General features: G+C 64.5%; 14 protein-coding genes. 3 read left to right on the plus strand and 11 right to left on the minus strand.

Annotated features, from left to right (window positions below; translation table 11 throughout):
- Positions 1 to 124: 124 nt before the first annotated feature.
- The 3 genes from FJ443_RS03280 to tesB all read right to left on the minus strand — a co-directional run bounded on the left by FJ443_RS03280 (position 125) and on the right by tesB (position 2,958).
- Positions 125 to 1,477, minus strand: a complete 1,353-nt coding sequence (locus FJ443_RS03280) for an ammonium transporter (protein WP_140662745.1) — start codon at positions 1,475 to 1,477, stop codon at positions 125 to 127.
- 32 nt (positions 1,478 to 1,509) lie between these two features.
- Entirely contained in the window at positions 1,510 to 1,848 is a 339-nt protein-coding gene (locus tag FJ443_RS03285; protein WP_013528889.1) for a P-II family nitrogen regulator, read from the minus strand.
- 249 nt (positions 1,849 to 2,097) lie between these two features.
- A complete protein-coding gene (gene tesB / locus FJ443_RS03290; protein ID WP_140524665.1) occupies positions 2,098 to 2,958 on the minus strand; it encodes an acyl-CoA thioesterase II in 861 nt (286 codons plus the stop codon).
- A 99-nt stretch (positions 2,959 to 3,057) separates the two neighbouring features.
- Between tesB and FJ443_RS03295 the strand changes: the two genes are divergently transcribed.
- Positions 3,058 to 4,317, plus strand: coding sequence for a ubiquinone biosynthesis hydroxylase (locus FJ443_RS03295; protein ID WP_140662748.1), 1,260 nt, complete (start codon positions 3,058 to 3,060; stop codon positions 4,315 to 4,317).
- A 13-nt stretch (positions 4,318 to 4,330) separates the two neighbouring features.
- Here the strand turns inward: FJ443_RS03295 and FJ443_RS03300 are convergent, their stop codons facing one another.
- Both FJ443_RS03300 and FJ443_RS03305 read right to left on the minus strand, forming a co-directional pair.
- Positions 4,331 to 4,687, minus strand: a complete 357-nt coding sequence (locus FJ443_RS03300; RefSeq protein WP_140492691.1) for a YciI family protein — start codon at positions 4,685 to 4,687, stop codon at positions 4,331 to 4,333.
- Positions 4,684 to 4,911 carry a hypothetical protein gene (locus FJ443_RS03305; RefSeq protein WP_140554839.1) on the minus strand — a complete coding sequence of 76 codons (228 nt, stop codon included), beginning with the start codon at positions 4,909 to 4,911 and terminating at the stop codon, positions 4,684 to 4,686. Before FJ443_RS03305 ends, FJ443_RS03300 begins: the two co-directional genes overlap by 4 nt.
- A gap of 213 nt (positions 4,912 to 5,124) precedes the next feature.
- On the opposite strand from FJ443_RS03305, the gene FJ443_RS03310 reads away from it, so the two are divergent.
- A complete protein-coding gene (locus FJ443_RS03310) occupies positions 5,125 to 5,550 on the plus strand; it encodes an OsmC family protein (RefSeq protein ID WP_140492697.1) in 426 nt (141 codons plus the stop codon).
- 48 nt (positions 5,551 to 5,598) lie between these two features.
- Here FJ443_RS03310 and FJ443_RS03315 read toward each other — a convergent pair whose 3' ends face one another.
- The 5 genes from FJ443_RS03315 to sdhC all read right to left on the minus strand — a co-directional run bounded on the left by FJ443_RS03315 (position 5,599) and on the right by sdhC (position 9,807).
- Entirely contained in the window at positions 5,599 to 6,225 is a 627-nt protein-coding gene (locus FJ443_RS03315; protein WP_140559263.1) for a DUF480 domain-containing protein, read from the minus strand.
- A 105-nt stretch (positions 6,226 to 6,330) separates the two neighbouring features.
- On the minus strand, positions 6,331 to 7,110 hold the full coding sequence (locus FJ443_RS03320) for a succinate dehydrogenase iron-sulfur subunit (RefSeq protein ID WP_140518103.1): 780 nt from the start codon (positions 7,108 to 7,110) through the stop codon (positions 6,331 to 6,333).
- 39 nt (positions 7,111 to 7,149) lie between these two features.
- Positions 7,150 to 8,985: a succinate dehydrogenase flavoprotein subunit gene (gene sdhA / locus FJ443_RS03325; RefSeq protein WP_140518102.1), complete on the minus strand. Its 1,836-nt coding sequence runs from the start codon at positions 8,983 to 8,985 to the stop codon at positions 7,150 to 7,152.
- A gap of 4 nt (positions 8,986 to 8,989) precedes the next feature.
- Positions 8,990 to 9,385: a succinate dehydrogenase, hydrophobic membrane anchor protein gene (gene sdhD / locus FJ443_RS03330; RefSeq protein WP_140518101.1), complete on the minus strand. Its 396-nt coding sequence runs from the start codon at positions 9,383 to 9,385 to the stop codon at positions 8,990 to 8,992.
- A gap of 2 nt (positions 9,386 to 9,387) precedes the next feature.
- Positions 9,388 to 9,807, minus strand: a complete 420-nt coding sequence (gene sdhC, locus FJ443_RS03335) for a succinate dehydrogenase, cytochrome b556 subunit (protein ID WP_140554842.1) — start codon at positions 9,805 to 9,807, stop codon at positions 9,388 to 9,390.
- A 455-nt stretch (positions 9,808 to 10,262) separates the two neighbouring features.
- Here sdhC and FJ443_RS03340 point away from each other — a divergent pair, with 455 nt between their 5' ends.
- Complete coding sequence (locus tag FJ443_RS03340) at positions 10,263 to 10,625, plus strand: hypothetical protein (protein ID WP_140492715.1); 363 nt, start codon at positions 10,263 to 10,265, stop codon at positions 10,623 to 10,625.
- Here the strand turns inward: FJ443_RS03340 and FJ443_RS03345 are convergent.
- Positions 10,609 to 11,811, minus strand: a complete 1,203-nt coding sequence (locus FJ443_RS03345) for a GGDEF domain-containing protein (RefSeq protein ID WP_140492718.1) — start codon at positions 11,809 to 11,811, stop codon at positions 10,609 to 10,611. The genes FJ443_RS03340 and FJ443_RS03345 overlap by 17 nt on opposite strands.
- Positions 11,812 to 11,818: the final 7 nt, after the last annotated feature.

An 11,818-nucleotide genomic window follows, 5' to 3' on the forward strand; every position in this document is an offset into this window, starting at 1 on the left:
TTGCGGAGCGTCACGACGGGATTTCAAAACAGTTCCGGAAGACGTCCAGCGGTTTTCCGTACGCGATTACAGAAAGAGATGGGACCGGCGGAAGGAGGTCCGCCGGTCCCATGGCAAAGAGGCCTTACGGCACCACTTCGCCGTGCTGGCTGATGTCGAGACCCTCGACCTCTTCCTGGGTCGACGGACGCAGGCCGACGAGCGCCTTGACGATGTAGAGGATGACGAAGGTGGCGATTGCCGTCCACAGGATGGTGAAGACGATGCCGTAGATCTGCTTGCCGATCGACGCGCCCGAGGAGAGGCTGTTGATTGCCGGGTCGGCGAGCACGCCGGTCAGCAATGCGCCGACCACGCCGCCGACGCCATGGACACCGAAGGCATCGAGCGAGTCGTCATAGCCGAACATGTGCTTTACCTTGACCGCCGAGATGTAGCAGACGACGCCGGCGACGATGCCGACGATGAAGGCGCCCGTCGGGTTGACGAAGCCGGAAGCCGGCGTCACCGCGACAAGGCCGGCGACGGCGCCGGAGATGATGCCGAGCACCGAGGGCTTCTTGGCGACGATCCATTCGGCGAACATCCAGGCCAGTGCCGCTGCCGCGGTGGCAACCTGGGTGTTGAGCATCGCGGCACCGGCGAGGCCGTCGGCGGCGAGTTCCGAACCGGCGTTGAAGCCGAACCAGCCGACCCACAGCAGCGAAGCGCCGATCACGGAATAGACCAGGTTGTGCGGCGCCATGTTGGTGGTGCCGTAGCCTTCGCGCTTGCCCAGGACCAGGGCGCAGACGAGACCCGCGACACCGGCATTGATATGGACGACCGTGCCGCCGGCGAAGTCGAGCACGCCGGCAGCGCCGAGGAAGCCGCCGCCCCAGACCCAATGCGCGATCGGCGCATAGACGACCAGCAGCCACAGCGCCATGAAGATCAGCAGGGCCGAGAACTTCATGCGCTCGGCAAAGGCGCCGGCGATCAGGGCCGGGGTGATGATGGCGAAGGTCATCTGGAACATCGAGAAGACGAATTCAGGGATGTTGGCCACGCCCGGCGCCCACAGCGTCGAGGTGGTGATGCCGTGATGGAAGAACTTCGAGAAGCCGCCGAGATAGGCATTCATGCCGCCGCCGTCGGAAAAGGCCAGCGAATAGCCGAACATGAACCACAGCACCGTCACCAGGCAGGTGATGGCGAAGCTCTGCATGACGGTGGCAAGCACGTTCTTCTTGCGCACCATGCCGCCGTAGAACAGCGCCAGGCCGGGGATGGTCATCATCAGCACCAGCGCCGTCGAAGTCAGCATCCAGGCGGTGTTGCCGGTGTCGAGCACCGGGGTGGGAGCGGCCGGGGCGGCGGCAGCCGCGGCCGGAGCCGCTTCCTGCGCGAAGGCGGCGACGCTGCCCAACGCTGCGAGAGCGAGCGAGCCAAAAAGGGCGGCGCGTCCCGTCTTCTTCAAGGTGGAAGGAATATTCATTGAACTCTCCATTGGAATACGTGTTCGCCGCTTCAGAGCGCGTCGGTGTCTGTTTCGCCGGTGCGGATGCGCACCGCCTGGTCGATGCCGAAAACGAAGATCTTGCCGTCGCCGATCTGGCCGGTCTTGGCGGCTGCGGTGATGGCCTCCACGGCCTTGTCGACCATGTCGGCGCTGACCGCGACCTCGATCTTGATCTTCGGCAGGAAACTGACCGCGTATTCCGCCCCGCGATAGATTTCCGTGTGCCCCTTCTGACGCCCGTAGCCTTTGACTTCGGTGACGGTCAGGCCCTGGATGCCGACGGCGGTAAGCGCTTCGCGTACCTCGTCGAGCTTGAACGGCTTGATGATTGCCATCACGATTTTCATAAGGTTTCACCCTTTTGCTGTTGCGGTCCCCCGCGTTTGCACACCTTCACCGATCCCGAGGAGCCGGAGAGTGCCGACGAGGATTCAAGCTCCGTGCCAATTGCCGAAGCAGCGTGTTAACCTGTTGTAAACAAAGGAATTGACGCGCCCGCAATCGCACCGTGCCGATGGGCGCGGCACAGCTTCTGCTCAATAATTAAGCAATTTTCTGAAAACGCCTATTTGGCAGGCTTTGGTCGAAAGGACTGCTCAACGCTTGAGCCGGATCAAGCCTTCCTGGGCCATCGAGGCGATCAGCGTGCCGTCGCGGGCATAAAGCGTGCCGCGGCTGAATCCGCGCGATCCCGAGCTCGAGGGGCTGTCCTGCGCGTAGAGCAGCCAGCCGTCGAGCGAATGCGGGCGGTGGAACCACATCGAATGGTCGAGGCTGGCCGCCTGGATGTCGGGATCGAACAGCCCGCGCCCATGCGCGAAGGTCGAGGTGTCGAGCAGCGTCATGTCGGAAAGGTAGGCGAGCAACACCGATTGCAGCGCGCGGTCGTCTGGGACGGGACCGGCGAGGCGGATCCAGACATTCTGCCGGGGCGGCAGCTTGTCACGGCTTTCATAGTGCTGGAGATTGACCGGCCTGAGCTCCAGCGGTCGCTCGCGCGCCCAGAAGCGTCGCACCGCTTCCGGCACCCGGTCGGCCTTTTCGAGCAGTTGGCGCTGCGTCTTCAGCCCTTCCGGCGGCGGCACGTCGTCGGGCAAAGCGAACTGGTGCTCCAGCCCCTTCTCATCGACCTGGAACGAGGCTTCCAGCGAGAAGATCGCGTTCCCGTGCTGGATCGCCAGCACCCGGCGGGTGGTGAAGGAGCCGCCGTCGCGGATGCGGTCGACCTCGTAGATGATCGGCACCTTGATGTCGCCCGGCCGCATAAAATAGCCGTGCAGCGAATGCACGTAGCGGTCGGGCTCGACGGTCCGCTGCGCCGCCACCAGCGCCTGGGCGATGGTCTGGCCGCCGAACACGCGCTGCCACTCCACCTGGGGGCTGCGACCACGATACAGATTGTGTTCCAGCCTCTCGAGGTCGAGAATGCGCAGAAGCTCGTCCATGGCCGCCGTCATGTGTCGTGACCTCGCCTCAAGATTTCCTCGGCGGGTTTCCGACAGGAAGGACGGGCCGTCAAGGGCGGATGGCAGGCTGGCTTGCAAGGAGCGAAGACCATGGAAGGCAAGGCAGAGGCGAAAACCAGGTCCGGGCTCGATGTTCTGGTCGCCGGCGCCGGCTATGTCGGCCTGGCTGCCGCCGTGTCGCTGAAACAGGCGCAACCGGAGCTTGCCGTGGCCCTGGTCGATGCCGCACCCGCCGGCTCCTGGCAAAGGGACGGGCGCGCCTCGGCCATTGCGGCGGCCGCCTGCCGCATGCTCGAGCGGCTCGGCGTCTGGGCCGAGATCGCGCCGGAAGCGCAGGCAATCACCGAGATGATCATCACCGATTCGCGTGCCGCCGATCCTGTGCGCCCGGTCTTCCTCACTTTCGACGGCGAGGTGGCGCCGGGCGAGCCCTTCGCACATATGGTGGCCAACCGGGTGCTGAACGGCGCCTTGCGCCGCAGCGCCGAAAAGCTCGGCGTCGACATCATCGAAGGCGTTGCCGTGCAAGGGTTCGAAACCAATGGTGCAGGCATCACCGTGCATTTGGCCGACGGCGCGACGCTGAAGGCGAGGCTGCTGGTCGCCGCCGACGGCGTCAATTCGAAGCTGCGTGACATGGCCGGCATCAAGACGGTGAAGTGGGAATACGGCCAGTCCGGCATCGTCTGCACCGTGGCACATGAACGGCCCCACAACGGCCGTGCCGAAGAGCATTTCCTGCCCGCCGGCCCCTTCGCCACGCTGCCGCTGAAGCCGGGCGAGGACGGCTCCAACCGCTCGTCGATCGTCTGGGTCGAGCGGTCGGAAGATGCTCAGACGCTGGTCGCCGGCGACGACCTCCTCTTCGAGCATGAGCTGGAACAGCGTTTCGGCCTCAAGCTTGGCGAGATCCGCGTCGCCGATAAGCCGCGCGCCTGGCCGCTGGGTCTTACCATCGCGCGCGCCTTCGTCGCGCCGCGCGTGGCGCTTGCCGGCGATGCCGCCCACGGCATCCACCCGATCGCCGGCCAGGGCCTCAATCTCGGCTTCAAGGATGTCGCCGCCCTGGCCGAGGTGATCGTCGAGGCCGACCGGCTGGGCCAGGATATCGGCGCGCTCGACGTGCTCGAGCGCTACCAGCAATGGCGTCGTTTCGACACGGTGCAGATGGGCGTCACGACAGATGTGCTGAACCGGCTGTTTTCCAACGATATCGGCCCGCTGCGCGCGATGCGCGACATCGGCCTCGGCCTGGTCGAGCGCATGCCACGGCTGAAGGAATTCTTCATCCGCCAGGCGTCGGGGCTTTCAGCCGGCACGCCGCGCCTTTTGAAGGGCGAGGCGATCTGACCCGCCGCGCCGCTTATGACCCGGGCACGTCATAGATCGCCCGGACCTCGATCGTGCCGAGTTCGGCCAGCGGAATGCCGCCGGCGATGTCCAGTGCCTCCTGGAGGTCCTTCGCCTCGATCATGACGAAGCCGAGCAACTGCTCCTTGGTTTCGGCGAACGGGCCGTCGGTGACCAGCCGCTTGCCCTTGCGACGGCGCACGGTTTTCGAGGTCTTCACCGATTGCAGCGCCTGCGCGACGATGAGCTTGCCTTGTTGGTCCAAGGACCGGTCATAGGCCAGCGAATCGGCGTCGAGCTTGGCCGATCCTTCCGGGGTGAGCGCGTAGAGGTCTTTCTCCTCACCATAGACCAGGCAGACATATTTCATTTCGCGCTCCCTTGCTGCGATGAATCATAGGATGCGGTGACGAGCGTGTCAGCCTTGCCTTCGACCGCTGCCGCATGGTCGAGAAGGCATGCCGCGACCGCGATGATGGCGACAGCCGCCAGCAGCCTGCGGACACCGGACGGCGGTGGCTCCAGCCAGAAGTCCTGCCGTCGTTGAGCCTTGCGGCCCGGGGTCTTCCATATTGCGAAAAACAGATTGTCCATGTGAACCTCCATCCGGCCACAATCCCGTGGTCGCCCGCAGGACGGCCGGGCCGAATGGAAGCCGACATTTTTGCACGCGGTTTTTTTTCGAAAGGAATGAACCGTCATCACGCCGTGGTCCAAACAGCGCAGTGGTCTTCGCGCATGCCCGCGTTATAGTTGGCCGGACGCTGGGCTCACCTGGACAAGTTCACGACAACCAAGGAGGAATTCATGGACCGCACCGCAACCGCCGTCTGGAAGGGCAATCTGAAGGACGGCAAAGGCACGCTCGACAGCCAGAGCGGGACCCTGAACGGCACGCCCTATTCGTTCAAGGCACGCTTCGAGGACGAGAGCGGCAAATCCGGCACCAATCCGGAAGAGCTGATCGCGGCCGCGCACGCCGGCTGCTACGCCATGCAGCTGTCGCATTTCCTAGCCGAGAACGGCACCCCGGCGGCCGAGCTCGACGCCAAGGCCGTGGTGACGCTGGTTCCCGGCACCGGCATCACGGGCAGCGCGATCACCCTTGTCGGCAAGGTGCCCGGCATCGACGCGGCGAAGTTCAAGGAATTGGCCGAGAAGGCCAAGGCCGAATGCCCTGTTTCCAAAGCGCTGGGCGCCATCAACGTATCGCTCGACGCCAGGCTCGGCTGAGACCACGGCATCCCGGCGCGCATGGTCGCGCCGGACACGCCCGACCGCTCAGGCGCCCAGCGCGTCGAGCCGGGCGCGAAGGGCTGCGACTTCCTGCTCCAGCGCCTCCACTCTCGCTTCGAGGTCGGAAGCGGGCACGGCCGATGCAGTGCGCTGCGCCGACAGGGCGGCAACGTCAACCGGCCCGGCGAGGAGATGCACATAGCGGTCCTCGCGTTGGCCTGGACCGCGCGGGATTTCCTGAACGAGCGGCGGTCGACGGCCGATCAGCATATCGAGTTCACCGCGCAAATCCTCGATCGATGAAAACCTTGCCATGCGCTCGCTGCGTGCCAACAATTCATGCGCCGTCTGCGGCCCGCGCAGCAAAAGCAGACCGACCAAGGCGGTCTGAGGCGTGGTCAGCGAGAAGCGCTGCGCCATCTGGTGCTCGTAGCGCTCGACGCGGGAGCCGAACATCTGCCGCACCAGCCCCTTCTGCTCGAGCAGCTTTAGCGCCCGGTGCACCTCTGTCTGCTCCAGCGCCATGACGGGCTCGCGCGCCGTCTTCTGGTTGGCGGCGGCAAGCGCTGCGTTGAGGGTCAACGGATAGACGTCCGGCGTCAGCTCCTTCTTCTCGATGAGGCAGCCGAGCACACGCGCTTCGGGAGGAGACAGGATGGGGAGGTCCGTCATTGGATTGCAATCCTTTTTGAAGCTGGCAAGACAGCGCCCCTTTTGTCCTGCCGGAGAAAGGGGGCGCGAAGGATCGCTGCGTTCAAGATTGCCGCGAGCGAGCGCCTAAACCCTTCTCTCCACCATCATCTTCTTGATTTCCGCGATCGCCTTGGCCGGATTCAAGCCCTTGGGGCAGGTCTGCGCGCAGTTCATGATGGTGTGGCAGCGATAGAGCCGGAAGGGGTCCTCGAGATTGTCCAGCCGCTCGCCCGTGGCCTCGTCGCGGCTGTCGATCAGCCAGCGATACGCCTGCAGCAGGGTTGCCGGGCCGAGATAACGGTCGCCGTTCCACCAATAGCTCGGGCAAGAGGTCGAGCAGCAGGCGCACAATATGCATTCGTAGAGCCCGTCGAGCTTCTCACGCTCCTCATGGCTCTGCAGCCATTCCTTGGCGGGCTGCGGCGAGACCGTCTTCAGCCACGGTTCGATCGAGGCGTGCTGGGCGTAGAAATTGGTGAGGTCGGGCACCAGGTCCTTGATGACGGGCATATGCGGCAGCGGGTAGATCTTGACGGCGCCCGATATGTCGTCGCAGCCCTTGGTGCAGGCGAGCGTGTTGGAGCCGTCGATATTCATGGCGCAGGAGCCGCAGATGCCTTCCCGGCAGGAGCGGCGCAAGGTCAGCGTCGGGTCGATCTTGTTCTTGATCCAGAGCAGCGCATCCAGCACCATCGGCCCGCAATCGTCCATGTCGACGAAATAGGTGTCCATGCGCGGGTTCTCGTCATCATCCGGCGACCAGCGGTAGATGCGGTATTCCCTGAGATTGGTCGCGCCTTCCGGCTTCGGCCAGGTCTTGCCCTGCTGGATCTTCGAGTTCTTGGGGAGCGTGAGTTCGACCATTACCTCAGGTCCTTTCGGATGACGCGGCTGGACGTCATTTCAATACACCCTGGCCTTGGGCGCGATCTTGGCGAGACTGATGCCGCCGTCCTTTTCGGCCAGCAGCGGTTCGGTGTGCACCGGACGGTAGGAGAGCGTCACCTCACCGGTCTCGCTCAGATGGGCGAGCGTGTGCTTGCGCCAGTTGGCGTCGTCGCGGGCCGAGAAATCCTCCCGCGCGTGCGCGCCACGGCTCTCCTTGCGGGCCTCGGCGCCGTAGACCGTGGTGATGGCGTTGGCCATCAGGTTTTCCAGCTCCAGCGTCTCCACCAGGTCGGAGTTCCAGATCATCGAGCGATCGAAAACCTTTATGTCCTTGAGCTCGCCCCAGATCTGCGAAATGCGCTTGCAACCGTTCTCCAGCGATTCCTGCGTGCGGAACACCGCCGCGTCTTCCTGCATGGCACGCTGCATCTTTTCGCGCAGAACCGCCGTCGGCGTCGAGCCGTTGGCGTGGCGCAGCCGGTCGAAGCGATCCATGATCTTGTCGACCGAGGCCTGGTTGGGCGACGGGATCGCCGACTTGCGATCGATGACCTGGCCAGCGCGGATCGCCGCCGCGCGTCCGAACACGACCAGGTCGATCAGCGAGTTCGATCCCAGCCGGTTGGCGCCGTGCACCGAGGCGCAGCCGGCCTCGCCTACCGCCATCAGGCCGGGCGAGACCCGATCGGGATTAAGGATCGTCGGGTTGAGCACCTCGCCCCAGTAATTGGTCGGCACGCCGCCCATATTGTAGTGCACCGTCGGCAGCACCGGAATCGGCTCCTTGGTGAGGTCGACGCCGGCGAAGATCTTTGCCGATTCCGAGATGCCGGGCAGCCGCTCGTGCAGCACCGCCGGATCGAGATGGTCGAGGTGCAGGAAGATATGGTCCTTGTTCTTGCCGACGCCGCGGCCCTCGCGGATTTCCAGCGTCATGCAACGCGAGACGACGTCGCGCGAGGCGAGGTCCTTGGCCGACGGCGCGTAGCGCTCCATGAAGCGCTCGCCCTCGGAGTTGACGAGATAGCCGCCCTCGCCGCGCGCGCCCTCGGTGATCAGGCAGCCGGCGCCGTAGATGCCGGTCGGGTGGAACTGCACGAACTCCATGTCCTGTAAGGGGAACCCCGCCCGCGCGGCCATGCCGCCGCCGTCGCCGGTGCAGGTGTGCGCCGAGGTCGCCGAGAAATAGGCGCGGCCATAGCCGCCTGTCGCCAGCACAACCATCTTGGCCGAGAAGCGGTGGATGGTGCCGTCGTCGAGGTTCCAGGCGACGACGCCGGTGCATGTGCCGTCCGGCTCCATGATCAGGTCGAGCGCGAAATACTCGATGAAGAACTGCGCGTTGTTCTTCAGCGACTGGCCGTAGAGCGTGTGCAGGATGGCGTGGCCGGTGCGGTCGGCGGCCGCGCAGGTGCGCTGCACGGGCGGGCCATCGCCGTAATTCATCATGTGGCCGCCGAACGGCCGCTGGTAGATCTTGCCCTCTTCCGTGCGCGAGAACGGCACGCCGTAGTGCTCGAGTTCGTAGACGGCGGCCGGCGCTTCACGCACCAGATATTCCATGGCGTCGACATCGCCCAGCCAGTCCGAACCCTTGACGGTGTCGTACATGTGCCACTGCCAGGAGTCCGGGCCCATGTTGGAAAGCGAAGCGGCAATGCCGCCCTGCGCCGCCACCGTGTGCGAGCGGGTCGGGAAAACCTTGGTGATACAGGCGGTGCGCAGGCCCTGTTCGGCCATGCCCAGCGTAGCGCGCAGTCCCGCACCTCCGGCACCGACGACCACGACGTCGAATTTGTGGTCGACATAGGTATAGCCTGCCGTATTGGCTTCTTTCGCGTCCTTGGCCAAAACGTCAGCCTCCGAATGCCAGTTTGAGCAGGGCGAAGAGCGAAGCCACGCCGACCGCTACGGTGAAGAAAGTGTTGAGGGCGATCAGCGCCAGCTTCATGCCTTCGCCATGCACGTAATCCTCGATGATCACCTGCATGCCGATCCGCATGTGATAAAGCGGCGAGATGAGCACAAGGGCCATCATCAGCGCCACGAGCGGGTTGGCGAGCGCTGCCCGCACCTCCGCATAACCGGCGCCGTTGAGCGCGACCAGGAACCCGGTGAAGAACAGGATCAGCGGGATGTTGGCGATTGCCGTGAGGCGCTGGCGCCAGAAATGCCCGGTGCCTTCGCGGGCCGAGCCCAGGCCGCGGACTTTCGCCAGCGGCGTGCGCATGTCGGTCTTTCCAGTGCTCATGGTCAGGCTCCTCGCGCCATATAGCCGGCGATCCAGATCAGCACCGTGAGCAGGACCGAGCCGGCCAGGGTCGCCCAGGCGATCTTGGAGGCGGTATGCTTTTCGAGACCGGCGCCGGTATCCCAGATCAGGTGGCGCACGCCGCCCAGCATGTGGTGCATGAGCGCCCAGGTGTAGCCGAACAGGATCAGCCGTCCGAGCCAGGTTCCGAAGGCCCAGCTCACCCAATCGAAAGTGGCTTGCGAGCTCGCCGCCGCCATCAGCCATATCGCGGCCAGGAGCGTGCCGAAATAGAGCGCGCCACCGGTGATGCGATGGATGATCGACATCGTCATGGTGATCGGCGGCCGGTACACGCTGAGGTGCGGCGAAAGCGGCCGTTCACGTCTGGCGAATTCGCGGGTGGCTGGTGATTTGCTCATGGCTCCCCCAGTTCGGCGTTCCTGGAGCCTCAGGTGGAAATGCGGCATTGCCGCTTCCGGTTGCGACTTCGGACAGCCGGTTTCTAATGCTCTTTTTGCACCGCGTCAAAGCCAGAAAACCGTTTCGAAAACGTAATTTAGTCTGATTAAAAGGCAGGTCCGGGCTTCAATCGATTAGGCGTCGACGATGCCAAGCCGGCCCGTTCTCGCTGCGGTGCAGCATATATGTGGCGGGCGCGGGCTTCGGCTCAGCGGGTGCAGGTCAGTGGCGCCGAGCCCGCTTTCATCACCAGCGCCTCGCGACCGTCGATCACGATCGCGTCATGTGCCTCGTTAACCATGTTTATCAAGACATGGGTGAGAACCGCGCCAGCCTCTTAACAAAGGTTAAGAAAAGGTTAAGAAAAGGTTAATTTCCGATTCGAGGAGGCTTTGTCTCCAACATGGAGGACGGCATGCGTTCGAATTCGGGCAGATCGCGCCTTGCGGCGCTCACAGTGGCGGTATTGGCCGTCGGCTTCGCCGCGCCGGCGCTGGCGGACGGACGCCACCAGGATCGGGTCTACGCCGATTCCTTCGGCAATCTCGTCATCGACAGTGCCGCCGGCTACAAGCGCATCCTCGTCGGTGAAGGCAAGCTCGCCAAGCAACTGTCCGACTATACCAGCGCCGGCCAGCCCAAGGTGATCTACGAGAACGGGGCTGACGTGATGTCGGGCTATGGCGACTGCTATCGGCCGCCGGTGTTCGTGAAGGGGCGCAGTTATATGTATGGCCTCTCCGACGGCGAGATGCCCGAGCTCAGCCCCTGCCGCTGAACAGCGCCACGGCCTCTGGCCTGGCTGGCCCGGCGGAAACGCGTACGCAGTCGCGCCCGGCATCCTTCGCCTGATAGAGCGCTTCATCGGCACGTCGCATCAGGTCGGAAAAATGCTCGCCGGCATGAAGTTCGGCGACGCCGAAGCTCGCCGTGCAGCGATTGTCGGCGGGGAGCCCGTCGATGGGCAGCGTCCCGAAGGCGCTGCGCGCGCCTTCGGCGAACAGCCGCGCGGCGGCAAGGTGGGTGCCTGGCAGGATGATGGCGAACTCCTCGCCGCCTATACGACCGGCGACATGGTGGTCGGCCGCGGCCTCGCGCAGGAAGCGGGCAAAGGCCTCGATGACCCGGTCGCCCGAGGCATGGCCGTAATTGTCGTTGATGGACTTGAAGTGGTCGAGATCGGCGATGACCAGCGCGACTGGGACGCCGCGGCGCGCCGCTTCCCCCAGCGCCCTCTCGGCGTGATGCTCGAAGCCGCCGCGGTTGAGGAGCCGCGACAGCGTGTCCGTTTCCGATTTCGACGTCGCCTCGGCGAGCACGTCGCGCACCAGTATGGCCAGCGCCAGCAAGGCCAGCGCCACGCCGAACACGGTGCCGAGCGATTGCGATACCAGGGCATAGCTGGTCTGCAGATAGGATTGTGGGGCGGCGCCGCGGCCGCCAAGCGCATCGGCGATGAATGGCTTGCTGGCGAACTGCATGGCGCTGGCCGCCAGCACCGCCATCAGCATCCGATCGAGCCGGTCACGCCTTTGCCTGGACGACCAGACAATGCCGAACCCGGTAAGCTGCATGACGGCGTAGGGCAGTTGGTAGGCCATCTTGCTGACTAGGGACTGGCGCGGCAGATCCTGGGCGAAATAGACCGCGACAGACGCAACGGCCAGGATCAGGAGCATCGCCGACCAGGGCGGCGTCACGCCATATCTATGCGCAAGCCCGCCGTTGAAGGCGATGGTGGCGCCAAGGAAAACGGCAAAGGCTGCGACGACCACCAGCCGCGCATTGTCGAAGGCGGGGATGCTGAATTCCACGACGAAATAGGCCATGCCCAGCACATAGCCGAACGCCAGCCAGCGTGCCGAGACGCGTCCGATGCCATAGACGGCAATCGCCATGAAGGCCGCCGCCAGCAGCCCGGCAACGAACAGATTGATGACAAGGATGAAGTCCGCGCCGCCCATGATTTCC

Origin of the sequence: Mesorhizobium sp. B2-6-1 (assembly GCF_006440475.1) — a bacterium.
Lineage (GTDB): Bacteria > Pseudomonadota > Alphaproteobacteria > Rhizobiales > Rhizobiaceae > Mesorhizobium.

What these genes read in the sequence shown, in the direction of transcription:
- FJ443_RS03280 (WP_140662745.1), bottom strand. Translation starts at nt 1,477, where the DNA reads ATGAATATTCCTTCCACCTTGAAGAAGACGGGACGCGCCGCCCTTTTT.
- FJ443_RS03285 (WP_013528889.1), bottom strand. Translation starts at nt 1,848, where the DNA reads ATGAAAATCGTGATGGCAATCATCAAGCCGTTCAAGCTCGACGAGGTA.
- tesB (WP_140524665.1), bottom strand. Translation starts at nt 2,958, where the DNA reads ATGACGGCGGCCATGGACGAGCTTCTGCGCATTCTCGACCTCGAGAGG.
- FJ443_RS03295 (WP_140662748.1), top strand. Translation starts at nt 3,058, where the DNA reads ATGGAAGGCAAGGCAGAGGCGAAAACCAGGTCCGGGCTCGATGTTCTG.
- FJ443_RS03300 (WP_140492691.1), bottom strand. Translation starts at nt 4,687, where the DNA reads ATGAAATATGTCTGCCTGGTCTATGGTGAGGAGAAAGACCTCTACGCG.
- FJ443_RS03305 (WP_140554839.1), bottom strand. Translation starts at nt 4,911, where the DNA reads ATGGACAATCTGTTTTTCGCAATATGGAAGACCCCGGGCCGCAAGGCT.
- FJ443_RS03310 (WP_140492697.1), top strand. Translation starts at nt 5,125, where the DNA reads ATGGACCGCACCGCAACCGCCGTCTGGAAGGGCAATCTGAAGGACGGC.
- FJ443_RS03315 (WP_140559263.1), bottom strand. Translation starts at nt 6,225, where the DNA reads ATGACGGACCTCCCCATCCTGTCTCCTCCCGAAGCGCGTGTGCTCGGC.
- FJ443_RS03320 (WP_140518103.1), bottom strand. Translation starts at nt 7,110, where the DNA reads ATGGTCGAACTCACGCTCCCCAAGAACTCGAAGATCCAGCAGGGCAAG.
- sdhD (WP_140518101.1), bottom strand. Translation starts at nt 9,385, where the DNA reads ATGAGCACTGGAAAGACCGACATGCGCACGCCGCTGGCGAAAGTCCGC.
- sdhC (WP_140554842.1), bottom strand. Translation starts at nt 9,807, where the DNA reads ATGAGCAAATCACCAGCCACCCGCGAATTCGCCAGACGTGAACGGCCG.
- FJ443_RS03340 (WP_140492715.1), top strand. Translation starts at nt 10,263, where the DNA reads ATGCGTTCGAATTCGGGCAGATCGCGCCTTGCGGCGCTCACAGTGGCG.
- FJ443_RS03345 (WP_140492718.1), bottom strand. Translation starts at nt 11,811, where the DNA reads ATGGGCGGCGCGGACTTCATCCTTGTCATCAATCTGTTCGTTGCCGGG.